Origin of the sequence: Geobacter sp. OR-1 (assembly GCF_000813145.1) — a bacterium.
Lineage (GTDB): Bacteria > Desulfobacterota > Desulfuromonadia > Geobacterales > DSM-12255 > Geoanaerobacter.
This window is the reverse complement of record NZ_BAZF01000020.1, coordinates 49,740-72,567: the sequence shown is the minus strand read 5'-3', so window position 1 is coordinate 72,567 and position 22,828 is coordinate 49,740. Positions and strand designations below refer to the sequence as shown.

General features: G+C 53.3%; 18 protein-coding genes, 1 pseudogene and 2 riboswitches. Of the genes and pseudogenes, 9 read left to right on the top strand and 10 right to left on the bottom strand.

The features are described 5' to 3' along the window. Positions 1-10 precede the first annotated feature (10 nt). The 3 genes from OR1_RS16980 to OR1_RS16970 form a co-directional block, all read right to left on the bottom strand. The gene (locus tag OR1_RS16980) at positions 11-2,821 is read right to left on the bottom strand and encodes a GPMC system transcriptional regulator (RefSeq protein WP_041973419.1); all 2,811 of its coding nucleotides are present in this window, start codon (positions 2,819-2,821) and stop codon (positions 11-13) included. 70 nt (positions 2,822-2,891) lie between these two features. Continuing rightward, the gene (locus OR1_RS16975) at positions 2,892-4,736 is read right to left on the bottom strand and encodes a TIGR04442 family protein (protein ID WP_041973416.1); all 1,845 of its coding nucleotides are present in this window, start codon (positions 4,734-4,736) and stop codon (positions 2,892-2,894) included. A 70-nt stretch (positions 4,737-4,806) separates the two neighbouring features. Beyond that, positions 4,807-5,562, bottom strand: a complete 756-nt coding sequence (locus OR1_RS16970; protein ID WP_041973414.1) for a GPMC system MBL fold metallohydrolase — start codon at positions 5,560-5,562, stop codon at positions 4,807-4,809. 116 nt (positions 5,563-5,678) lie between these two features. Here OR1_RS16970 and OR1_RS16965 point away from each other — a divergent pair, with 116 nt between their 5' ends. Then, positions 5,679-6,722 (top strand): glycosyltransferase, encoded by a 1,044-nt coding sequence (locus OR1_RS16965; protein WP_041973411.1) that lies wholly within the window; start codon positions 5,679-5,681, stop codon positions 6,720-6,722. On the opposite strand, the gene OR1_RS16960 is transcribed toward OR1_RS16965, so the two are convergent. The 3 genes from OR1_RS16960 to sucC all read right to left on the bottom strand — a co-directional run bounded on the left by OR1_RS16960 (position 6,708) and on the right by sucC (position 10,162). Beyond that, positions 6,708-7,808, bottom strand: coding sequence for a homoserine O-acetyltransferase (locus OR1_RS16960; protein WP_041973449.1), 1,101 nt, complete (start codon positions 7,806-7,808; stop codon positions 6,708-6,710). The genes OR1_RS16965 and OR1_RS16960 overlap by 15 nt on opposite strands. 57 nt (positions 7,809-7,865) lie before the next feature. Further along, a riboswitch (SAM riboswitch) is annotated at positions 7,866-7,957 on the bottom strand. 127 nt (positions 7,958-8,084) lie between these two features. Further along, positions 8,085-8,972 carry a succinate--CoA ligase subunit alpha gene (gene sucD / locus OR1_RS16955; protein WP_041973408.1) on the bottom strand — a complete coding sequence of 296 codons (888 nt, stop codon included), beginning with the start codon at positions 8,970-8,972 and terminating at the stop codon, positions 8,085-8,087. A gap of 32 nt (positions 8,973-9,004) precedes the next feature. Then, on the bottom strand, positions 9,005-10,162 hold the full coding sequence (gene sucC, locus OR1_RS16950; RefSeq protein ID WP_041973405.1) for an ADP-forming succinate--CoA ligase subunit beta: 1,158 nt from the start codon (positions 10,160-10,162) through the stop codon (positions 9,005-9,007). A 357-nt stretch (positions 10,163-10,519) separates the two neighbouring features. Between sucC and htpX the strand changes: the two genes are divergently transcribed. From htpX to OR1_RS23335, 6 genes and pseudogenes are all read left to right on the top strand, one after another. After that, on the top strand, positions 10,520-11,377 hold the full coding sequence (gene htpX / locus OR1_RS16945; RefSeq protein WP_041973402.1) for a zinc metalloprotease HtpX: 858 nt from the start codon (positions 10,520-10,522) through the stop codon (positions 11,375-11,377). 3 nt (positions 11,378-11,380) lie between these two features. Beyond that, complete coding sequence (locus tag OR1_RS16940) at positions 11,381-12,130, top strand: TerC family protein (protein ID WP_041973400.1); 750 nt, start codon at positions 11,381-11,383, stop codon at positions 12,128-12,130. A 42-nt stretch (positions 12,131-12,172) separates the two neighbouring features. Then, positions 12,173-12,592, top strand: a pseudogene (locus OR1_RS16935) (Tim44 domain-containing protein); the annotation flags it as partial. Between the two features lie 63 nt (positions 12,593-12,655). Then, complete coding sequence (locus OR1_RS16930; RefSeq protein WP_041973398.1) at positions 12,656-13,246, top strand: TMEM165/GDT1 family protein; 591 nt, start codon at positions 12,656-12,658, stop codon at positions 13,244-13,246. 437 nt (positions 13,247-13,683) lie between these two features. Further along, a complete protein-coding gene (locus OR1_RS16925; protein WP_041973395.1) occupies positions 13,684-14,358 on the top strand; it encodes a PEP-CTERM sorting domain-containing protein in 675 nt (224 codons plus the stop codon). A gap of 507 nt (positions 14,359-14,865) precedes the next feature. After that, positions 14,866-15,015 carry an IS3 family transposase gene (locus tag OR1_RS23335; protein WP_082003010.1) on the top strand — a complete coding sequence of 50 codons (150 nt, stop codon included), beginning with the start codon at positions 14,866-14,868 and terminating at the stop codon, positions 15,013-15,015. 120 nt (positions 15,016-15,135) lie between these two features. Here the strand turns inward: OR1_RS23335 and OR1_RS22895 are convergent, their stop codons facing one another. The 3 genes from OR1_RS22895 to OR1_RS16905 all read right to left on the bottom strand — a co-directional run bounded on the left by OR1_RS22895 (position 15,136) and on the right by OR1_RS16905 (position 18,017). Beyond that, complete coding sequence (locus OR1_RS22895) at positions 15,136-15,780, bottom strand: PEP-CTERM sorting domain-containing protein (protein WP_041973393.1); 645 nt, start codon at positions 15,778-15,780, stop codon at positions 15,136-15,138. A gap of 384 nt (positions 15,781-16,164) precedes the next feature. Further along, positions 16,165-16,647, bottom strand: coding sequence for a hypothetical protein (locus OR1_RS16910; protein ID WP_152609946.1), 483 nt, complete (start codon positions 16,645-16,647; stop codon positions 16,165-16,167). Between the two features lie 773 nt (positions 16,648-17,420). After that, entirely contained in the window at positions 17,421-18,017 is a 597-nt protein-coding gene (locus OR1_RS16905) for a PAS domain-containing protein (RefSeq protein WP_041973389.1), read from the bottom strand. A gap of 161 nt (positions 18,018-18,178) precedes the next feature. Further along, positions 18,179-18,369: riboswitch (cobalamin riboswitch) on the top strand. Positions 18,370-18,493: 124 nt separating this feature from the next. Between OR1_RS16905 and OR1_RS16900 the strand changes: the two genes are divergently transcribed. Beyond that, entirely contained in the window at positions 18,494-19,801 is a 1,308-nt protein-coding gene (locus OR1_RS16900) for a 5-hydroxybenzimidazole synthase BzaF (protein ID WP_041973385.1), read from the top strand. 175 nt (positions 19,802-19,976) lie between these two features. After that, entirely contained in the window at positions 19,977-21,521 is a 1,545-nt protein-coding gene (locus OR1_RS16895; RefSeq protein ID WP_370543369.1) for a putative manganese-dependent inorganic diphosphatase, read from the top strand. A 9-nt stretch (positions 21,522-21,530) separates the two neighbouring features. Here the strand turns inward: OR1_RS16895 and glgC are convergent, their stop codons facing one another. Then, complete coding sequence (gene glgC / locus OR1_RS16890) at positions 21,531-22,772, bottom strand: glucose-1-phosphate adenylyltransferase (protein ID WP_041973382.1); 1,242 nt, start codon at positions 22,770-22,772, stop codon at positions 21,531-21,533. Positions 22,773-22,828: the final 56 nt, after the last annotated feature.

Below are 22,828 nucleotides of genomic sequence, written 5' to 3'. Positions count from 1 at the left end.
GAGCTTGCGGTCAAATCTTCACCGTCTTGTAGAGGAAATTCTTGAACTTAAACAGCTTGCGCTTTTCTTCATCGGTCATGGCAACATCGCTTTGTATGGCCTTCAGGTGGCGTGCGATCTGTGGCATATGTTTTCCGGCGATATTCCTGCTCAACTCGATCACCAGCCGCACAACATCGCGCGAAATCAGGTTTTTCGAGTATGGTTCGTATACCGCCTCCCAGAAGTTCTTCCCCTTTTCAATTTCCGCAAGGAGTTCGTCTGCCACCTGCTCGTTCAAAGTCTGGCTGGCAGTGACGACTTTTTCGTGCATTCCGTCCCTTATGGCATGACGGATGTCGTCTCCGGTAACGATAACCCCCGACCGGAAAAAGAGGGCTCGAAGCAGAATGCTTCTCAATTCACGGATGTTCCCCTTGTATGTATGCCCCATCAACACCTGTTTTGCCTCTGCGGAAAGGGTCGGCGGGGCGGTTTCCGGATCTTTTCTATCCCGGTAGGTCCGGTATAGTTTCCCGAGAAAATGGATGGACAGGTCAGGGATGTCCTCTCGCCGTTCATTGAGCGACGGAACTCTGACCGATAGTTCGGTCAGCCTGTGGTACAGATCCTCCCGGAAATTCCCCTTTTCGATCTCCTCCATCAGATTCCGGTTTGTTGCGGCAACCAACAGGACCCGGCTGTAACGCTCCTGGCTCTCGCCAAGCCGGAAAAAACCGCCGTTGTCCAGGAATCTGAGCAGCTGCACCTGGGTCTTGGGATCGGCGTCCCCGATTTCGTCCAGAAAGACGATCCCCCCCTGGGCCTCTTCGAGAATACCACGACGATCATTGTACGCGCCGGTAAATGCCCCTTTTTTATGTCCGAACAGCTCGGAGTAGGTCAATTCACCGCTGTATGCCGCAATGTTGGTTTTTTTCACCGGAAGCTCGCCGTTTTCATTGATCTCGCGACGGTACATTTCGTTGAGCTTGTTATAGAGGTTGTTGAAAAAGAACTCCTTCCCCGCCCCGGTCTGGCCGGTGACGAGTATTGACGGGAGTCCGATGGTCGCCTCCTGAAGGATGTTTTTGCTCCAGAGGGTTATGCGGTTGAAGATCGGCTCTGACACGGTGTTTATGAAATCGACTATCTCCTGGGCCTTGCGACTGATCCCGATTATGTTGCCGAGGCGATAGGAGGATATCTGCGGATCTTTGTAGGCGACGTCGGTCTGGAGCCGTTGCACCTCGCTCTGGAGAGATTCGATCCTCTGGATGTCAGATATGTGGCGTGCCGTAAGACGATCGATAAGCTGGAGAATTCTTTTGTGTTCCTCAGTAAAATAGTCCGGCTTCATCGAGTTGAGGCAGATTACGGCAATTACCTGGTCATCGGTGGTGATGGGCACAGCTATTTCGCTCTTGATCAGATCGCTCATTGAGCGGTGGAATCCGTCCGATTGGCGTTCATCGTTGACATCGGCGATTATTTTCGGCTCCTTGGTCCAGGCGACGTAACCGGTCAGGCTCCGCTCCTCAACGGCAAGGTCATAGCCGCCGATTCTGAAAGGAGGGATCTGCTTTTTCAGCCACTCCCTGCTCTTGGCGCCGATAATGGCACCGTCTTCATCCTCCACCACCAGCCATTTTTCCCCCTCGATCTCCTTGACCATGGCAATGCTGCCGGTATCGGCGCCGATCAGTTCCGTGGCTTTCGAGAGTACCTTGGAGAGAAACGGGTGCAGCTCTTCATTGCGTTCCCGCAAAAGTTCGGAAATTTCCGCTAGTACCCGGATTTCCAGGTGTTCAGCTCCGATTTCGTGGATTACCCGTTCAACCATCTCGGCATGGGTCTGCAGGAGCCCCATCTCAAACTCCGAGAACCGGTAGAGATCCCTGGCAAAATAGTTTACCAGGCAGATTACCTCACGAGTCTGCACATTATAGCGGGGAACAACATAGAGTGATCGGAGGGACATCTCTTCGGTCAGCGCCCTTTTCTGCAAGGTCTGGCCGGCAAGGTCGGGGATAAAAAGCGGGTGGAGCAGCCGTTCGTCGGTAATAACCGCCCGATCATCAATATATCTTGAGATCAGGGATTTCCCCCGCTCCAGGACAATGGCGCCAAGCTGGTCGTACTTTGATTTCAGATCGCTGTCCTCCGAATAACTGGCAAGGATTTCAAGGACCTTTGCCCCGCCGGGTTGTGCAATCGGGACCAGAACCGATGCCAGCGTGAGGCGGTCAAGTAGCCTGACCGCTGATTTGACCATGAAAGTGGCTGCTTCGCGGCGCTTGAACTCTTCGACCTTTCTGGCGAGCAGGAGCTGTTGGTGATAGATGCGGGCATGATCGATATTTTCAGCCACTGCCGCCACAAATTCCGACAACAGTGTCTGCGCCGAGCTTCCCACGGTATGGCTAGGAAGATCGTGATCTATGCAGACCACGCCGATCGATTTATTGTTACTGGTGACCGGAAACAGGGTGGATGAGACGATTTCACACTTGGTGGCCAATTCGTGGTCGAGCGGGAGGTCGTTCTGCCCCCCCCTGCGGAATTCTGCGGGATAACGCGAGACAAAAACCGACGAAACAACGGCATCTCCGGATATTATGGGGAACGATGTTTTCCGGATCTCTTCAGAGTAAGGACCGGAGGCATGGAAGCAGGTCAGGGTGCCGCGGGTGAGGTCTTCGAGATAGACCCTGATCCGTTGCCGGCCGGAAATAAGGCTGGCGCCATCGGCAAGGGCATGGAGCATCTCTTCCAGGTTCTCTTTGCCGAAGCGGAGAATTTTGTCTCTTATGGCGTTAAGACGGGTTCTGCTGGGCATCATGTGCTCCTGAGTAGTTATTGTACACAGTGAGCAGTTTATGCGGGAAGGGGTGAGGTGTCAAGGGGTATGGCTAATTCAGCCCTTTGCGGATCTGGTACAGATCGTCCATATCGAGTTCGTTCAGCTCGAAATATTCCCGCTCCAGCTCTTCCACGTAAAAGCGGTCGAGACCTGAATTTTCCAGAAAATCCTCCCGGAGCGCAATATCTCTGTTCCCGATGATCTCCGGAAGCAGTGAGTGGAGATAAACGGCCTCTTTCTTGATGGTGAGGATGGTCTCCAGGAAAAGGTGTTCGGGAATTCCCCCGAAAACGATCTTTTTATGGTTCAGCTCGTCGGTAATTTCGGCTTTTAACAGCTCCTGATCGGTTTTGGTCGAGAATTTGGAGTAGAAGTTTCTGATCCGTTCCCGGACATGTTCCAGCACCGTCAGGTAGGTTCGCTCTTCTTCGTCGAGCGCCAACAGCATCGCCAGGAGTTGCGCAGTTGTCATCTGCTTCTCCTCGATCTGCTTCAGCCCCGATACCAGAGCGTCGAGTTTTTTCCTCCCGTATTTACCCAGATATTTGTTGTCGGTTATTCCGGCAATGAACAACTCTTCGAATAATCCCGGTTTCAGCCGATCGAACTCCTGTTTGTTACCTAGGAGGCTCCGAAGCATCTCCTCGCTGACCCTGACGTTTTCCATGAAACCGAGTTGATTTACTATGGAAGAGGTTGAATCGTAACGGTCGAAGAAGGTTATCAGGTATGAAAAGCCGTCGAGCAGGGAAGCGTCGGCCCCATCCCTGATCTTCTCGTCACAGAGTTTGCTGGCATCAAGCAACACCTCTTCGAATACGTGATCCCTGTTCTCGGCCGCTTTTTTCTTGGCAAACAACAGTTTCAGCATGTCCTCGCGATTAATGCTGTTTTCGATCTGGTGTTCGGTGAGAAACAGACCCTCCATTATCTGGCGGGTCTCTGATATGTATTCGCTCTCTTCAAGGACAACAATCTTCTTGTCCTTTTTCAACATCTCGTCAAGTGTGTAGAACAGGGCTCCTGGTATCTTGTTCCTGACCGAAAGGGTCTTTAGCCGGGTCAGTCGGGCGTTTTCCAGTCTGTTGATCTCACCTTTGCGGTTGCAGGAGATGAGGATGTTCTTGTACTCATCCACGATTCTCTTGTTGTCGGGATGCTTGTACATGACATCGATCCGGATCCGCTCCTGCTGGTAGCGGTCGATCCCATGCATGCCGGCAATGGCGGAGAGCGCCGAGAAATCGTCATCGGCAATTTTCTTGTTCTTCAAGTAGAGGGATTCAAACAGTTTGTGGTATTCCTGGTGCTTGCGGTTGACCAGCTTGAAAAGAAAAAACTGTGAATTCGGGTTGTCCAGAATAAGCAACGCCTCTTCAATGATGACGTTGTCGTGCCCCAGACCGGCGGCCGGAGAACGTTTGATCGCTTTTCCGAGCAGTTTGAGCAGATATTCCTGCTGTTCTTGCAGGGAGCCGGAAATTGTTGAGGCATTGACAAAGAAAAAATAGTTACAGATGGCGTTGCCGTCAAAGAACATCTTTTCAAAAGAGAGTGAGCCGTCAGTACGGTCACTGAAGACAAGACCTCCGTTTGTCTTGTCGTAAGTGGCGCCATACATTACCAGCCGATTGATCACATCGTTCTTGGCCTGGTCCGCCAGGGGCTGATCGACACCGAACATGTATTCGCAAAACGATCCGCCGTTGCCGCGGTGCTTGATGCCATCCTGAGAGAGGATGAATTCGTTGCTCGGGGAAAATACCCTGATGCTTCCGTCACCGGCTTCGTCAACATTGAAAAAGAAACGGCGGTGGATATCTGCGCCGGCGGCAATGAGGGAATATTCAATCTGATTGTCGGTCACGCCGTGCAGACGTATATCTCTTGGCATTTGCCGCTTTCCTCTGTGGATTCGACACAATAATACTTCAGAAGCGTGGTAATGCAAGACTGCCCGGAGTTTAGAGTTCGAAAGTCATACCGTCATAGGCGAACTCTGATCCGGGAGGGAGCCTGAATGAATCGTTATGACTGACCTCATGGGTAAGATGGGTGAGCACAGTCCTTTTCGGGCGAATTCGCGCAACTGCCTTCAGAGCGGCATCGATATGGAAATGGTTTTCATGCGGAGAGTAACGGAGGGCATCGATAATCAGCAGTTCCAGCCCGTCAAGGAGGGGGAAGGAGCTGTCGGGAATCGCGCTGCAGTCGGTCAGGTAAGCGGAGTTGTTGAAGCGGTAGCCGGTTGACATGAGATAGCCATGCTGGAGCGGAACAGGGGTGATGCTGCAGCCGAAAAGATCGAACCGGCCCGTTATTGAGTGCGCCTCCATGAGCGGGGCATACCCTTCGACCTCAAGCCCTTTGAAGATATACGGAAACCTGCCGACTATGGCCGCCATTGTTGCATCATCCCCGTAGCATGGCACAATGTTACGGTGGATGAAATGGAAGCCGCGCAGATCATCAATGCCGTTGACATGGTCTGAATGGGAGTGGGTGAACAGTACGGCATCGATGTGCTCGATTCCTTCCCGCAGGGCCTGCTGGCGCAGATCGGTCGATGTGTCCACAATGATGTTTTTCCCTTTGGTTTCAACCAAAAGGGACGTTCTGCTGCGCTTGTCATGCGGATCTGAAGAGCTGCAGACCGGGCAGCGGCAACCGACCATCGGAACCCCGGTGGATGTGCCGCTCCCCAGGATTACCAGTTTCATGCCTGACTCCCGGAAAGAATGGCCGGAGAATATCACGAATCAGCGCTGTCAACAAGGAGATTGCCCTTGCCCTGTCTTAGTTGTGCCCATGCTATGGCTCTTGGAGGAGAACGGTCATGCGGGTTGCCTTGATCACCCCCTGTTACCGGGAGGGTGTCAGAGGAAATGCGGTAACTGTGTTGCGGCTGGAAAAGTACCTGCGGCAACAGGGGTGCGACCTGAGCGTCTTCTCCCTCGATGAAGCAAGCACTGATCGGGTCGTTTCATCAGTCATTGCCGGGCGTTTTGATCTGAGCCATGCCTTTCACGGCTATCTGGGGGGGAGCATTGCCCGGGCAATCAACACACAGGGCAGGATGCCGTTCATCATTACCCTCACCGGCTCTGATATCTATGAAGCCATGGCAGACCGCCGGCATGACGAGACCCTGGCCAATCTTACTTCGGCTTCGGCAGTTGTTGCTTTCCATGAGGTCGTAGCTGCCCGGCTTGGTGCCGAGCAGCCGTCTATTGCGCAACGGATGACCGTAATCCCGCAGGGTGTCGAGCTTCCGGAACTAACTCATAAACTTGCCGCCGGTCAACCCGGAGATGAAATCGTCTTTCTCCTGCCGGCAGGGATCAGGCCAGTCAAGGATCTGATCTCAGTGTTACCGACTCTGGCGGAACTTCATGAGCTGCATCCTGAACTCCGTTTACGGTTGGCCGGGCCGGTGTTGGATCAGGAGTATGCTGCGCAGCTTTTTGACATGCTGCCTGACTTCCCGTTTGCCGAATACCTGGGAGTGGTGGATCATCAGGAGATGGGGGAACTGTATCGTAACGCAGCAGTGGTGCTGAACAGTTCACGCTTCGAAGGGGGGATGGCCAACTCACTGCTGGAAGGCATGGCATGGGGGCGGCCGCTGCTGGCCTCGGATGTCGAGGGGAACCGGTCACTGGTGAAAGAGGGGGTGAACGGCTTTCTGTACCGCGATGTATCTGAGCTCGCTGTTAAGGCGGAACTGCTGCTTACCGACCCGATTTTGCGCTGCAGGCTGGGGATGGCTGGACGGCGGATGGCAGAGGAAAACCACTCGCCGGAGCAGGAGGCTTTGGCATATCTGCGGCTGTACGAACAGGCCTTACGAAGGGCGAACTCTGACTCAACCCAGTCTTGACAAGAACTCCCGAACCTGGGGTGCGAAGGTCTCGTGCTCCAGGAGAAAGGCGTCATGGCCGTAGGGGGAGTTGATGAGATGGTATTCAACCGGCTTGTTAAGTGTTTTCAGGGCGGTGACCATCTCTTCGGTCTGGGCCGGCGGGTAGAGCCAGTCAGAGGTGAAGGCAAAGAACTGGATCGGCGCCTGCACCGGTTCAAACGCCTCTTCCAGTGACTCGCGCCCCCAGGCAACATCGTAGAGGTCCAACGCCTTGGCCAGGTACAGGAAGGAGTTGGCGTCGAACCGGTCGACAAAGCCGTAACCGTTGTAGTTGAGGTAGCGCTCCACCTCGTACTGGCCGAAGAAGTCGAAGAGCCCGTCTTTGGCGGAGAAACGCCGGCCGAACTTGGCGGTCATCGATTCATCGGACAGGAAGGTGATGTGCCCGATGCCGCGGGCCAGCGCCAGGCCGTCCTTGGGGTTCTTCTTGTACTCCCCCTTTTTCCAGGTTGGATCGTTGAATATGGCCCATCTTGCCACGGCATTGAGCGATATCGCCTGTGCCGAAGGGCGGGGGGAGGTGGCCAAGACAACGGCGCTCGCTATCCTGTCCGGGTACTGGGTTGCCCATTCCAGGGCCTGCATCCCCCCCATGCTGCCGCCGAGCACTGTGAACAATCGCTTGATACCCAGGTGATCGATAAGTAACTGCTGCGCCCTCACCATGTCGCGGACGGTAATCACCGGGAACGAGAGGTTATAGCGTTTGCCGGTCTTGGGGTTTATTGAAGTGGGGCCGGTGGAACCATAACAGGAGCCGATGACATTGGAGCAGATAACGCAGTACCGGTCGGTGTCCAGCAGGCAGCCGGAACCGACGATTGCGTCCCACCACCCCGGCTTCGGCTCTTCTTCCGAATACCGTCCGGCCAGATGAGCGTTACCGGTCCAGGCGTGGGTGACGAGTATGGCATTGGAGCGGTCGGCGTTCAGTTCGCCGTACATCTCATAGACAAGCGTGATCGGCCCGAGAATTCGACCGCTCTCCAGTCGGATATCGGTATCAAAGGTTATGGATTGCTCTGTGACGGTTCCGTACGGCATAAAAAAAGCCCCTGCATAAATGAGCAGGGGCTTTTGGTTTATCATTTGTCAGCACCCGGCTCATCTCTAGGAATTAGCACCTGGCGCCCGTTTCCGGACCGGTTGCTGTGGTTTCGCAGGGCCTGTCCCTCCACCACTCTTGATAAGCTGGCTGCCAAAGACCGATTCGGAAATCCCGAATTCGACTCCGGCAAGTTATTAAATTGTCTGGGTAGAATAGGTTATGACTCTCCCTTTGTCAAATGCAAAATCAGGTCTATTTATTGGCTGAAAGTGCTACTTTTTCTTCCGCTTGGCATTGAGCGCTTCCAGCACTGCATCCCCCATCTTGGTCGGGCTGGTGGCCACTGTTACGCCGCAATCCTGCAAGGTACGGATCTTGTCCTCCGCCTTTCCCTTGCCGCCGGTGATTATGGCGCCCGCATGTCCCATTCTCTTGCCCGGAGGGGCAGTGACCCCGGCAATGAATGCCGCCACCGGCTTCTTCATGTTCTCCTTGATCCAGTTGGCGGCATCCTCTTCGGCACCGCCGCCGATCTCGCCGATCATCATGACCGCTTCGGTATCCGGGTCCTCGTTGAACATCTTCAGGACATCGATGAAATTCATGCCGATGATCGGGTCGCCGCCGATGCCGACACAGGTTGACTGCCCCAGACCGGCGTCGGTAACCTGCTTGACCGCTTCATAGGTAAGGGTGCCGCTGCGCGAGACTATGCCGATTTTGCCCGGCTTGTGGATATAGCCGGGCATGATGCCGAGCTTGCATTGACCTGGTGTAATTATGCCCGGACAGTTGGGGCCGATGAGGCGGGTCTTGCTTTCCCGCTGGATCCTACGGGCGAGCACCATGTCACGCACCGGTATCCCTTCCGTTATGCACACAGCCAGTTCCAGCTCGGCGTCGCAAGCCTCCAGGATGGCATCAGCCGCACCCGGGGGCGGGACAAATATCATGGAAACCGAAGCGCCGGTATAGTGAACCGCTTCGGCCACGGTATTGAAGACCGGAATCCCCTCGATGTGGATGCCGCCTCTTCCCGGCGTTACCCCGGCAACAATGTGCGTACCGTAATCACGGCACTGCTGGGTGTGAAAGAGACCGCTCCTGCCGGTGATCCCCTGGACAAGAACCTTTGAGTCTTTATTGATCAGAATTGCCATGTCTGATTCCTCTTATGGTGATTTTGTTTGTGTTAGCCAAGCATTGAAACGATTCGCTGTGCCCCGTCACCGAGGTTGTCGGCAGTCTGGACATTGAGCCCGGATTCAGCCAGGAGCTGTTTCCCCTCCTCAACCTTGCTGCCGTCCATCCGGACGACAATCGGCAGGGTGCATTTTACTTCGGAAGCGGCCTCGATGATCCCCTGGGCGATGACGTCGCACCGCATGATGCCGCCGAAGATGTTGACGAACACCCCTTTTACGTCGCTGTCTTCCAGGATGATCTTGAACGCCTCGGCTACTTTTTCGCGGGTCGACCCGCCGCCGACGTCCAGGAAGTTTGCCGGTTCGCCGCCGAACTCCTTCAGAACGTCGAGCGTGGCCATGGCCAGCCCGGCGCCGTTGACCATGCAGCCGATGTTGCCGTTCAGTTTTATGTACGAGAGGTCGTACTTGCCGGCGTTTATTTCGAGCGGGTCCAGCTGCGAGTAGTCCATCATGTCCGGGTATTCGCGGTGCCGGAACATGGCGTTGTCGTCGAAATTGATCTTGGCGTCCATAGCGAGCAACCAACCGGCCTTGGTCACAGTCAGCGGGTTTATCTCCACCAGGGAACAGTCTTTTTCCAGACAGCATCGATACAGGTTCTGGATCAGCTCAACGCAGTCTTCGCACACTGCTCCGGTGAGCCCCAGCGCCAGCGCGATTTTGCGTGCCTGATAGGGGCGCAGCCCGGTGAACGGATCGATCGGCAGGACATGAATCTTCTCTGGGCTCTTTTTGGCGACCTCTTCGATCTCGACACCGCCCTCAGCGGAGGCAATGAGGCTGTAGCGAGATGTATTGCGGTCCAGGGTGATGGAAAGATAGAACTCGCGGGCGATTTCCACTGCTTCCTCGACCAGTATCCGGCGAACCTTAAGCCCGTCCGGCCCGGTCTGGGGAGTGACGAGTCGTTTGCCGAACAGCTCTTTCCCAAAATCCTGAGCCTGCTCGGGATGGTGAACCAGCTTGACTCCGCCGGCCTTGCCGCGTCCGCCGGCGTAGATCTGCGCCTTTATGACGCAGCGCCCGCCGAACTCCTTGGCCGCACGTTCCACCTGGTCCGAGGTCAGGGCAACCCTTCCCCGCGGCACCGGGATTCCGTAGCCGTTCAGAATCTCCTTGGCCTGATACTCGTGGATGTTCATTGAACCCCCTCCTTTAGCCATAATAAATAATTTTACTTATACTGTAATACAGGGGAAATGCCAGAAAAATATGGAGGAACAGGAGAATCCGCCGCAAAAAAGTCTATCCGACTTGACCTCTTTGTCAATTGGACCGGATAAATCACCCTTGACAAACTGCCCGTGGCTCTATATATTCACCACGAAAAGGGGAGTAGTTATCGGTCGGAGAAATGACCGACCCGGTTTCCGTCAAGACGGTCGCAAGACCCGGGACCGGGGCAGATACCTGTCAACAAGACCTTTATCCAGGCAATAGCCGGGGGTAAAGGTCTTTTTTATTGCCCCCGCAACAACCAAGTACGTCGGAGGTAAACAATGAACAGACTCAAGACAACCCTGCTTCTCTCGCTGTTAACCGTGTTGATGGTGCTCATGGGGAGCGCCATCGGCGGCAAGACCGGCATGGTCTTCGCCTTTTTCATGGCCTTGGCCATGAATTTCTTTTCCTACTGGTTTTCCGACAAGATCGTGCTGAAGATGTATGGCGCGCAGGAGATCAATGAACATGACAATCCGGCATTCTTCGGCATGGTGCGGAGATTGGCCACCCAGGCGGGGCTGCCGATGCCGAAGGTTTACATCATCCCTTCCGAGAGCCCGAACGCCTTTGCCACCGGCCGCAATCCCGAACATGCCGCTGTCGCCGCTACCGACGGTATTCTGCGGATTTTGTCCCTTGAAGAGCTCGAAGGGGTAATGGCCCATGAGCTTGCGCATGTGGGGAACCGCGATATCCTGATCAGCACCATTGCCGCCACCTTTGCCGGAGCAATCTCGATGCTCGGCAACATGCTCCAGTGGGGCGCCATGTTCGGCGCGGGGCGCGACGACGATGAGGGGGGTGGCGGGCTGGTCGGTTCCCTGGCTATGGCGATCATCGCCCCGATCGCAGCGATGCTGATCCAGATGGCGGTCTCCCGTTCACGCGAGTACTTGGCCGACGAGACCGGCGCCAGGATCTGCGGCCGGCCGCTGGCCCTGGCAAATGCCCTGCGCAAGCTGTACAACGCCAGCCAGATGATACCAATGGTTGAGGCGCGTCCCGCGTCGGCCCACATGTTCATCGTCAACCCGCTCACAGGCGGCTCGCTCCTGCAGCTGTTCTCTACTCACCCGCCGATGGAGGAGCGGATCGCGCGGCTGGAAAATATGGCTTACCGGAGGGGGAATTAACAAATGTCATGGCTTACCGACCCGCAGGTATGGCTGGCGCTGGTTACCCTGACCGCCCTGGAAATCGTCCTCGGCATCGACAATATCATTTTTATATCGATTCAGGCGGGGAAGCTGCCTGTTGCGCAACAGGAAAAAGCGCGACTGGTCGGGCTGGGGCTGGCGATGTTTATCCGTGTCGCGCTGCTGTTCTCGCTTACCTGGCTTATGGGGCTTACCGCACCGCTGTTCACAGTGCTCGGCAATGAGATATCGGGGCGCGATCTAATCCTGCTCTCCGGCGGGCTGTTCCTGATCTGGAAAAGCACCATGGAGATCCATGAAAAGCTCGAAGGAGAGGAAGAGATCGCCTCAGTAAGGGTCGGGGCAACCTTTGGCGCGGTCATCGTGCAGATTCTCCTGCTGGATGTCGTGTTTTCGCTTGATTCCATCATTACCGCTCTGGGAATGGCCAATCAGCTGGCCGTCATGATCGCCGCGGTTGTGATTGCCGTCGGCTTCATGATGCTCTTCTCGGGGAAGATCAGCGCCTTTGTCGAGAGGCATCCGACCGTCAAGATGCTTGCCCTGAGCTTTCTGCTCCTGATCGGCGTGGCGCTGATCGGCGACAGCCTCGACATGCATATCCCCAAGGGGTATATCTATTTCGCCATGGCTTTCTCGGTGATGGTTGAAATGCTGAACCTCCGGATGCGCCGGGGCACGCCGGTAAAGCTCCACCAACCGCATCTGGAACATTCCACCGAAAGGTGACAACCCGGCCTTGCCGGAGAAGCAACATACAGGAGTAATAAAATGAAGAGATACTTTGTCAAAGCCTTCGCGGTACTGGCTGCTGTTCTGTTTCTGAGTATCACCGTACTGGAGTACAACGCTGACGCCAGGGCCGGAGGGAGCCGCTCCATGGGGAGCCGTGGCTCTCGCAGCTATTCAAGGCCAACCAGCACTTACTCGCAACCAACCCAGTCGCGGCAGCAGTATGCGCCTGCGCCAGGCCCCTTTCAGCAGCAAGCCGGGGGCGGCTTCATGCGGAGCATGGCCGGAGGTATGATGGGTGGACTACTGGGCGGGATGCTGTTCAGCAGCCTCGGTTTTGCTGGCGCCGGCGCCACTGGCGGCGGAGGCATCGGACTGTTTGAAATTGTCCTTCTGGCCGGGATCGGTTACCTTATTTACCGGTATATCAAGAAAAAAAGGGCGCAGAGCGTTTCAGTCCCCTATGACCGGCGATGACGAAGGGGACGAAAGCAGGAGCAGCGAATAAACAGGGGAGCTGGAATGGACAGTGCGATATTTTTTAGTACCTTTGGGTTGATCTTTCTGGCCGAACTGGGGGACAAGACCCAGCTGGCTGCCATGGCCCTGGCGCTGCGCTATCCATGGCAGCGGATATTCGTCGGTATCGCGGCCGCCTTTGTGGTGCTCAACCTGGCGGCCGTCCTGGTCGGCAAGGTGCTGTTTCTGCTGTTGCCGATCTTCTGGGTGACGCTGGTTTCAGGGCTGCTGTTCCTCTATTTCGGGTACAGCACCCTGCGCCATGCCTGCGACAGCGAAGATGACGATGCCGGTCCGCCCCCCACAGCGGCAACTGCCGCCCGCACCGCCTTCATCATGATCTTCATGGCCGAGCTGGGTGACAAGACCCAGCTGGTGACCGCCAGCCAGGCTGCCCAGCACTCCGAAAGCCTGGCCGGGATGGGGCAGGTCTTTGCCGGATCCACGCTGGCGTTGTGGCTGGTGTCGCTACTGGGAATATTTGCCGGCAAGCAGCTGGTCCGCTTCATCCCGCCCTGTTGGATCCACCGCACCGCAGGGGTCATGTTCCTGGTGTTCGGAGCAATGGCGCTCTGGAAACTGAAGGGGATGTAGGTTGATTATTGTTGAAAGAGATGTCGGTTCCGTAGGAGGTGAATTTCTCCTGTCGGCCAATATGGCTGATCAGTTTGTTTTATGACGGCTTCGGCAATGCTCCTACGGTTGCGTGTCGGAGAACTTTACATGTTGATTTAATGCGATGCTGCTGAAATAAATGATGAATGCACAATTTTCATCTGTTATTACAGTGAGTTGCTGTCGGCGCTAATATCTTTATCGACGATATCGGTTCCAATGCAGCTATTAACCCATCCCTATTTCTACTTTCCTCTGTCAATAAACTTTACACTTCTTCTTTCCATTGCCCCTGTATTGATTGTATTTACCTGTTTTTACTTTGCTTTCTCATTTGGCGCCTGAATTGCATTATTGAGGCGAAATGATTGATATCGGCGATTAAGCATCGCATCTAAGCTAGAGGAGAAATTACAATGAAAAAGATGGCGGCATTATTGGCAGGGGCGATATTGATGTTAGCAGCAGGGACTGCAAGTGCTTTAACAATTACCTATAGCAACAATTTGGGTGACGGGGGATACACGACCCCATATGCGTCCGTAACTGTTGAAACATTCGACAATGCGTCATTAAAATGGAGTTGGTCAGGTAATTATCAGATTGTTAGTGGAAGCGAGTCAGGGCTTTATTCTGCACCTGCATATAATAATGGCGTATCAGATATTAAGGATGCAACGAAATATATCTCTGTGCCAAAAAATGTGCAAACAAATCCACTTTCAGCAACGGTTACAGACTTTGGCGCCGATTACAACTATTTCGGTATTTGGTGGGGATCCATGGATGGGTATAATTCTTTTGAATTTACACTCGATGGTAATCTCGTTAAAAAAGTAACTGGCTTTGATCTGGCTGCTGGTAATCTTGCCAATGGCGATCAATTCGCTCCTGGCACCAACAGGTATGTAAATTTTGATTTTGGCACAGAAAAATTTGATTCAATAACCATGACAAGTACAAATTATGCATTCGAGGCCGATAACATGGCTATTGGTGCTGCTCCCGTTCCTGAACCGGGTACCATCATGCTTCTCGGCGCTGGTCTTGCTGGTCTTGGCCTTTACAGCCGCCGCAGAGCCAAGAAGTAAACTGTAAAGAAACCCGACTGTCCGGAAAAGGGCCTCCTGAATTGGAGACCCGTTTTTTTATGCGCTGATAACCCGGCCGCCACCGCAGGGATGTCGGCTGGAAGAAGTTGGCACCAAAATCTGGTAAAAAATACAGATGGAGGTGTTAGGATGAAAAAGGTTCCAAACAGGCGGTACACGAAAGAGTTGCGAGAAGAAGCAGTGAAGTTGGAGTTCTCCAGATAATACGGATCAAGAAAAAACACGGAATCGGTGCAAGCAGAAGAAGAGATACATGGCAACCACAAACTCGAAGCATAATCTCGGTGGCGGCCACCTTGATCAAAAGTTTACGGCAAGTGCCCTCAACAAGGTCTGGGTAAGCGACATTACATGTATCTCCACCGGTGAAGGCTGGTTATGTCGTGCCGGCCATAAAGACATTTCCACCAGTGAGATTGTTGGTGATGCCATGGTGAGAAATGATCAGGAACCTGGTCCAGTCTTTGGTGAACCCTGCAGACAGAAATGGTTCACCACAGGCGATTTGCAACCAGGAATGAGGCAATTCAGGAAATATGGGAGTACATTGAGGTATTCTACAACCGGCAAAGAAAACAGGCTCGACTTGGCTATCTTTCACCGGTTGTGTTTGAACAGAAATTCTATCAATCGTAAGAGGCTACTTGAGACAATCTGTGTCCACAATAAATTGGTGCCCACTATTGACGACCGACATCAATGAAAAAAGGCCACCATTTTCGGAAGCCCTTTCGCGTAGCTATGTGTCAGAAGATTTTACATGGTTTTCTTTCTTCTCCAGAAAGCTAAACCAGCAAGGCTGCCACCGAGGAGAAGCAGGGTAGATGGCTCGGGAACCGGGGCGGTTTCATATTCAACAATATACCCCTTAGGATTGTAGTAGGCATCACCAACCACATAGTCATTCCATTTCCAACCATATCTTTCGTCCATATAAAGATATCCCTCACCACCGTTCACGTTATTGGGCTCACCACTTCCCCAGCTTGTGAAACTCCAAGCCTCACCCGTCACCCACTGCCATCCCCCGCCGGGCTCTGGCGAACCAGAAGGCTGGAAGCCTCCAAGCTTGAATCCGCCATCGCCTGGAGTCGTATAGGGTGCAACCAAGGACGCGACAAACCCTTGCTCTCCGGCAGAGGTAATGGTTGCAAGGTGTGAAAAATCATCGGGACTTGCTGGGTTCGCTGCAGCAGCTACTGCGGCATCTCTCGCGTCTGTCCATGACAAAGAGCTGATGACAACGTCGTACCAATGACCATTGCCACCTGCACTTGTGGTCCATTGTGTTGGAGTCGCAAAAGATGTTCCCACCATGCCGGCTAAGAAAAGACTTGCAACCAGCAAACAATTGAGCGACTTCATCATGATTCCTGACAGTAATGCAGTCAAATTTTTCATTTAAAATACCTCCAACTATTTTGCAATTCGATCACTGACAATTAATATAAGATTCTTTATTGCATGCAATGGAGGCGCCAAAAGTTAACGGGTTGATAATGCTGGATAATTTAATTTTAGCCTACACTGAATATCAAGCATGTAAAGTTTTTCGACGCTCAATAGAAATGTGAAATGGCTTCCGAAATGGAGGCCCATTAGTCACCGAATGCTATCATATAGCGCTCTGGAAGCTCAAGGGGATGTAGGTTAACACAGTAGTAGAAGATAACGACAGCTGGCGGATATCAGAAAGCCCCTATGCCGGGAGTTGACATAGGGGCGAAGAGCAGTTGAGTCTAAATTTCTTTCGGCTTCATTCTTTCTTGATACCGCTAAGCAAGTTCATGCCGCAGGAGAGCAGTACATTAGCTCCTCTGTAGTGAGTTCGGCGGATCGCATCTTTTTCCAAAAGCCTCTTGAATTCTGCTGCCAGACAAACTCGGTCTTGGGTGCGTACCATGGGTAAATAACCATTTTAACTTCGGATTGTAAGTCGGAGCGTAAGTCGGAACGTAAAGGCCGTTGAGATATAGGCTTACCAGCCGGATCTACTGCCTGAGCGCCGTTTCTCTTCAAAAATGACTGTAATGTATTAGTAGACAAACTATGTTCAGATTTCAGCTTTTGAGAATGCAGAAGTTTATTAATCTGTAACTCGGCGTGTGAAAGAACTATAAAATTCCGCTCTGGAAACACTTTGTACTGCAATTGCTTAATACTTTTTATTTTGATTGTCTTCCCTACAAGGTGGTTCAAAGTCTTTAAAATGCGATAGTCATCATTCATTTCTGTGTATAACTCTTCTTTGTTCTGTTTTACGTTCATTGCGCACATGGCTGTTCCTTTCTTTAACACATAGTGATGGTCTTCTCTTGATTAGTTGTTTAGTAATAAGTGGAATAATTATTTTTAACTTAAATTCAAATATAATACCAAATGAGGTCTTTGCGGTAACAGCGCATATTTGTTGCATTTTTTCAATGGTGAAAATAGGCGGTCAGAATGTCAATGAGAAGTGTCAAGAAGCTCGACAAATATATGACGGGGTGATTATGCGAATATTTCATTAAGGAAATGCACTATCGGTCGGAGAAGAGGATCGGGGAATAACAGTATATGCTTACATTTTGAGGGGTTACCGTGTTGAAGTTATACATTATTTAAAAACAGATTTAGTGCAATAGCACTCTTAATGCCTTTTGATTCGATCTCAATTAAATCCGCAATTATGTAAATTTCTCCGACAGAGTTTTGGTAATATTTAAATATAAATTTGCAAACTGCCTATGAAATTTACGTTCCATACCATATATTCAGATTTGCCGGGATATTTGTCTCAAACGCCAAAATGTAAACTTTTCCGACAATTAGTGCAAATACAAAGAGCTTACGAAAATGGAGGCACTTTTTGTAGTTTGCATAAGTCGTAACGGTGGAATATTTCCCTCCGCTCTAGAAGCTAAAAGAGATGTGGTTTGAAGACCCCACCCTGAATCTGGATATGCCTTGTTACCAAGTTCAGTATAGCAAAGATGCCCAAATTCAGAATTTGTTTGATTACGTAAGCTTCCCTGTCAAGTAGACAGTTTGAAAGTAAGTTACTGATTAGGCTTCATCTTCTCGATGCTTTTCATTTCTATTTCAAAGCAGGTGGGGCACAAGCCATGACTGAAGAGGGCATCAGAATGCTCTGAGATGTATGCTTCAATTTGTTGCCAAATCTGTTCATCATTGCGGATTCTTTTGCAACAACTACAAATCGGTATAATACCTTTTAAAATCTTTATTTCCTGCTCTAATCTCTGCTTCAATGCCTCCTGCGCCTCAACTCGTTCCGTAACATCCACACAACTGCCGATGTATCCGGCAAATTCACCGTGTTCATTGGTAAAAGGAACTCCTCTGTCAAATATCCACCGATAGACACCATCATGCCTCATGAGCCGGTATTCCATCTCAAAAATTTTCCTGGCATTGAAATTATCAAGATATATTTTCAAGCAACGAGCAAAGTCGTCAGGGTGGACACCCTCAGCCCAACCATTACCGTACTCCTGCTCCAGAGTGCGACCCCTGAAAGAGAGCCAACATTCATTGAAATAGTCACAGAGAGCTTCCCTATTGGCCCTCCAGATGAGTATTGGAGCCTGTTCTACCAGGTTTTGATATTCTTGATACGATAAGGTAATGCCCATCCTTTGACCTCGCAGAATACCCCGCATATTTTGAGAAAATTATAAAAGACTTTAGGGTTCTATCAAGTCAACGGGACAGAATTTATGCTTTAAATACGCCTGTATCACAAGATCAAATCTCTGGACATTTACCGCTATGGCTGATAAAACTCATGCCACAACTGCTTGCCAGACGGATTGGTGCCGTGCCTCATCAAGGCGCGGATAATAGGGAAGAGGGTGGGAATCCCTCGCTGTCCCGCAACTGTAACAGGCGATGAAAGCCGCTTTATGCCACTGGGTTAATCTGGGAAGGCGCGGCGAGTAAGATGACCCTGGAGCCAGGAGACCTGCCAAACCGATGCTTCAATGGACCTTCCGTGGAAAGAGGGGCCGAAGCCCGGTATTTCCATCTGCGGCATTCGCGCCCCTGTCTAAACGGCAGGGGCGTTGTTGTTTCCGGCACCCGGTTGAATCCATGAGGTCAGGAGATTCGGATGCTTACCCAGATTGAGGCAGCGCGCAAGGGGATTGTCACACCACAGATTGAAACCGTAGCATTTGAGGAACAGCTTTCTTCCGAGTACGTCCGGCAGATGGTTGCCGAAGGAAAGATCGTCATACCCTGGAACCACATCCGCAAACCGAAGCCGGTCGGGATCGGTAAGGGGCTTAGAACCAAGGTGAATGCTTCCATCGGGACTTCGTCTGACATCATCGACTATGAGGCGGAGGTGAAAAAGGCGTTGGCTGCCGCGGAGTCCGGCGCCGATACGCTGATGGAGCTGTCCGTAGGGGGAGACCTGGACCGAGTACGGCGGGAGGTGATCGCTGCCGTTGATCTGCCGGTGGGTAATGTGCCGCTGTATCAGGCATTTTGCGAGGCAGCACGGAAATACGGCGATCCCAACAGGCTGGACGAGGAGATGCTGTTCGACCTGATCGAAAAGCAGTGCGCTGACGGCATGGCGTTCATGGCGGTGCATTGCGGCATAAACCTCTACACCATCGAGCGGCTGCGTAAACAGGGGTACCGTTACGGCGGCCTGGTTTCCAAAGGCGGGGTTTCCATGGTTGCCTGGATGCTGGCCAATGGCCGCGAAAACCCGCTCTATGAGAAATTCGACCGGGTGGTAGGGATCTTGAAAAAATACGACACTGTGCTCTCCTTAGGCAACGGCCTCCGGGCCGGGGCGATCCACGACTCCAGCGACCGGGCGCAGATCCAGGAACTGCTCATCAACTGCGAGCTCGCGGAGGAAGGCCGGGAGATGGGGTGTCAGATGCTCGTCGAAGGGCCGGGGCATGTGCCGCTGGACGAGGTGGAGGGTAACATCCAGCTGCAGAAACGGATGAGCGGCGGAGCGCCGTATTACATGCTGGGGCCGATCTCAACAGATGTGGCGCCTGGTTTCGACCATATCACCGCCGCCATTGGCGCGGCCCAGTCAAGCCGTTTCGGTGCCGACCTGATCTGCTACATCACACCGGCCGAACACCTTGCCCTCCCCAATGAAGACGATGTCCGACAGGGGGTGAAGGCCGCAAAAATCGCCACCTACATTGGCGATATGAACAAATACCCGGAAAAGGGGCGGATGCGGGACCTGGAAATGTCCAAGGCGCGCCGGAATCTGGATTGGGAGAAGCAGTTCGAACTGGCCCTTTATCCTGAAGATGCCAGATCGGTACGCGCCAGCCGGATTCCGGAAGACGAGGCTACCTGCACCATGTGCGGCGATTTCTGCGCCTCGCGTGGGGCAACAAAGTTATTTGCGGATGACCTGAAGGGCGATAAGATTTAGAGACTCTGCAATTTACACATGATGCTGTTGAGCGTAGCTTGGCGATTACAGCACCTGACGGGGGATCTCGATTGGAAAAGACCATTTATGTCATCGGCCACCGCAATCCGGACACCGATTCCGTTGCCTCTGCCATTGCGTACGCCGAGCTGAAAAACGAGGCTCGGCGCCTCGCATGTCATTGCCGCCATGGCCGGGGAACCGAATCCCCAGACTCGCTACATCCTGGAACGGCTCGGCATTGCCGAGCCGCTCTTCCTGGCCGATGTTCACCCCGAAAGTGGGCGATGTGGTCAACAGGCAGCCGGTGACGCTCACCAAAGATTCTACGGCGTACGAGGCGCTGGAGAGTTTTCATGCCAGCGGTGTTCGCATTATGCCGGTACTGGACAACCAGGGGAAACCGTCCGGGTCCCTGTCCCTGCTGCGTCTTTCCGAGACCTATCTGCTCCCCTGTGCCGAACGCCAGCGCGAGATCAGAACGAGCCTCGCCGCCCTGGCACGGACCCTGTCGTCCGGAGTGCCCCTTTCCCCTGCTGACGAGGGTATCGAGACCTTCAACCTGTTCATCGGTGCCATGCGGGAGGAGTCGTTTTCCGGCCGGATAGCCGAGTATGAACCGGCCAGCCTTATGATCATGACCGGCAACCGGCGGACTATCCAGCAGGCTGCCATAGAGAGAGGAGTAGGGCTCCTGGTGGTGACCGGCGGCCATGCCCCTGACGAGGATATCCTCGCCATGGCAGTGGCAAACGGTGTCAGGGTCATGCTGACCCCGCACGATACGGCTACTGCGGCCTGGTTGGCCAGGCTTTCGACACCCGTATCCCAGGTTGCAGATCAATCTTTTACTACTATCGGCATCGGCGAGCCGTTGTCACATCTGCGACAGAAGCTGTTGAAGTCCGGAGAAGCGGCCCTGTTCGTGACCGAGGATGACGGAACCCTGGCCGGAGTGGCGACAAAGTCGTCGCTGTTGGCTGCCATCCCTTACGGTCTGATCCTGGTGGACCATAACGAAACCGGTCAGGCAGTCCCGGGCGCCGAATCGGTGGAAATTTACGAGGTCATCGACCACCACAAGCTGGGGAACAACCCCTCGCTTACTCCCATTGCGTTCATTACCGCACCGGTCGGCAGCACCTGCACCCTGATTGCCGCACGTTACCGCGAGTCGGGCATTGAGCCGGAACAGCGAATTGCCGCGCTGCTGCTCAGCGGGATACTCTCGGACACGGTAATTCTCAAGTCACCGACCACGACCGGGACCGACCGCTCCACGGCAGAATGGCTGGCAACCATCAGTGGTATGAATGCCGCAGATTTCGGGAGAGAGATATTTGCCGCCTGCAGTTCCCTCAAGCATTACGGGACACCGCAAAAGGTGGTCGCGGCCGATTTCAAGCATTTTACCCACAGCGACAAGAGAATCGGTGTCGGCCAGGTTGAGGTAGTCGGATTTGACGAGTTCGCGGTGATGAAGGAGGAGCTGCTGGCATGTCTAGCAGCGATTAAGCAGCGGGACAACCTCTTTATCGCCGGTTTGATGGTCACCGACATTGTTTCGGAAACGACCCTGTTCCTGGTGGAAGGCCACACGCGGATTGCCCATGAAATGCGGTATCCTCAGCTGGAACCGCATCTGTATGAGCTGAAGGGGGTCATGTCCCGAAAGAAGCAGATGGTGCCGCATCTGCTGAAGATCCTGGAACGGTTGTAACCGGTACCGCTATTTTTCTTTTCTCGGCACCACCACGATCCCGGATTCGGTGATCGTGTAACCCATGGCGCGGTCTGCTTCAAGGTCATAGCCGATGGTAGAATTATCCGGAATCACGACGTTCTTGTCGATTATCGCCTTTTTGATCTTGGTGTGGCGGCCGACCGTGACATTCTCGAACAGTATGGAATCTTCGACCAGGCTGTAGCTGTTGACCTTGCAAAGCGGCCCGAGAATCGACTTGCGCACGGTGCTGCCGCTGGTGATGCAGCCGGCGCAGACATAGGAGTCGATGTTCACCCCTCGGCGGTCGTTGTCGTCGAAAACGGTCTTGGCCGGCGGCAGGTTCCCCTGGTTGGTCAGGATCGGCCATTTGTAGTTGTAGAGGTTCAGCTGCGGCGACACGTGGATCAGGTCCATGTTGGCCTCGTAGTAAGAGTCGATGGTCCCCACGTCTTTCCAGTACCCCCGTTCCTCGGCCTTCATCCCCGGTATTACGTTGTCGTTGAAGTTGTAGGCGAATATCCGGTCGCCGTTTTCCAGCATCATCGGGATCACATGCTTGCCGAAGTCCAGGTCCTCGTAGTGCTTCTTTCCCTCCTGCAGCACCTCGATCAGCTTCTTGGTCGAAAAGATATAGTTGCCCATGGAGGCGAAGCAGGTTTCCCTGCCCGGTATTGTCTCTGGATCTTGCGGTTTTTCCGTGAACCCGATCACCCTGTAGTCGTCGTCCACCGAGAAGACCCCGAACCGGTTTGCCTCTTCCTTCGGCACTTCCAGCGCGGCAATGGTGATGTCGGCCCGGTTCATCCGGTGATAGTTGATCATCTGGGTGACATCCATCTTGTAGATATGATCGCCGCCGAAGATCGCCACGAAATCCGCATCCGAAGTCTCCACGAACCGGAGGTACTGCAGGATGGCGTCGGCAGTCCCTTTGAACCACTCCTCCCGTTCGCTTTTGGTCTCGGGAGAGATGGCAACGAAGAATTCTCCGAGGCCGGTCCATTTCCCCCATGATTCGCGGATATGCTTGTTGAGGGAGAAGGCGCGGTACTGAGTCAGGATGTAGACCTTCTTGATCCCGGAGTTGAAAAGGTTGGAGAGCACGAAATCGATGATCTTGTATTTGCCGCCAAAGGCGACGCTAGGTTTTGCCCGTCTCAGCGTGAGGGGACTGAGACGTTCCCCTTTGCCTCCGGCGAGCACCATGGCGATGGTGTTTCTCCCCACATTGTCAAGTGCGTACATAGATAGATCTCCCGATGAGGATGATATTTAGCAGTGAGCAAATTCTGCCGGCTTCC

What these genes read in the sequence shown, in the direction of transcription:
- sucC (WP_041973405.1), bottom strand. Translation starts at nt 10,162, where the DNA reads ATGAACATCCACGAGTATCAGGCCAAGGAGATTCTGAACGGCTACGGA.
- OR1_RS16900 (WP_041973385.1), top strand. Translation starts at nt 18,494, where the DNA reads ATGCTTACCCAGATTGAGGCAGCGCGCAAGGGGATTGTCACACCACAG.
- htpX (WP_041973402.1), top strand. Translation starts at nt 10,520, where the DNA reads ATGAACAGACTCAAGACAACCCTGCTTCTCTCGCTGTTAACCGTGTTG.
- OR1_RS16960 (WP_041973449.1), bottom strand. Translation starts at nt 7,808, where the DNA reads ATGCCGTACGGAACCGTCACAGAGCAATCCATAACCTTTGATACCGAT.
- OR1_RS16975 (WP_041973416.1), bottom strand. Translation starts at nt 4,736, where the DNA reads ATGCCAAGAGATATACGTCTGCACGGCGTGACCGACAATCAGATTGAA.
- OR1_RS16910 (WP_152609946.1), bottom strand. Translation starts at nt 16,647, where the DNA reads ATGAACGTAAAACAGAACAAAGAAGAGTTATACACAGAAATGAATGAT.
- OR1_RS16940 (WP_041973400.1), top strand. Translation starts at nt 11,381, where the DNA reads ATGTCATGGCTTACCGACCCGCAGGTATGGCTGGCGCTGGTTACCCTG.
- OR1_RS22895 (WP_041973393.1), bottom strand. Translation starts at nt 15,780, where the DNA reads ATGAAAAATTTGACTGCATTACTGTCAGGAATCATGATGAAGTCGCTC.
- OR1_RS16925 (WP_041973395.1), top strand. Translation starts at nt 13,684, where the DNA reads ATGAAAAAGATGGCGGCATTATTGGCAGGGGCGATATTGATGTTAGCA.
- OR1_RS16930 (WP_041973398.1), top strand. Translation starts at nt 12,656, where the DNA reads ATGGACAGTGCGATATTTTTTAGTACCTTTGGGTTGATCTTTCTGGCC.
- glgC (WP_041973382.1), bottom strand. Translation starts at nt 22,772, where the DNA reads ATGTACGCACTTGACAATGTGGGGAGAAACACCATCGCCATGGTGCTC.
- OR1_RS16905 (WP_041973389.1), bottom strand. Translation starts at nt 18,017, where the DNA reads ATGGGCATTACCTTATCGTATCAAGAATATCAAAACCTGGTAGAACAG.
- OR1_RS16965 (WP_041973411.1), top strand. Translation starts at nt 5,679, where the DNA reads ATGCGGGTTGCCTTGATCACCCCCTGTTACCGGGAGGGTGTCAGAGGA.
- OR1_RS23335 (WP_082003010.1), top strand. Translation starts at nt 14,866, where the DNA reads ATGGTTCACCACAGGCGATTTGCAACCAGGAATGAGGCAATTCAGGAA.
- OR1_RS16895 (WP_370543369.1), top strand. Translation starts at nt 19,977, where the DNA reads ATGTCATTGCCGCCATGGCCGGGGAACCGAATCCCCAGACTCGCTACA.
- OR1_RS16980 (WP_041973419.1), bottom strand. Translation starts at nt 2,821, where the DNA reads ATGATGCCCAGCAGAACCCGTCTTAACGCCATAAGAGACAAAATTCTC.
- OR1_RS16970 (WP_041973414.1), bottom strand. Translation starts at nt 5,562, where the DNA reads ATGAAACTGGTAATCCTGGGGAGCGGCACATCCACCGGGGTTCCGATG.
- sucD (WP_041973408.1), bottom strand. Translation starts at nt 8,972, where the DNA reads ATGGCAATTCTGATCAATAAAGACTCAAAGGTTCTTGTCCAGGGGATC.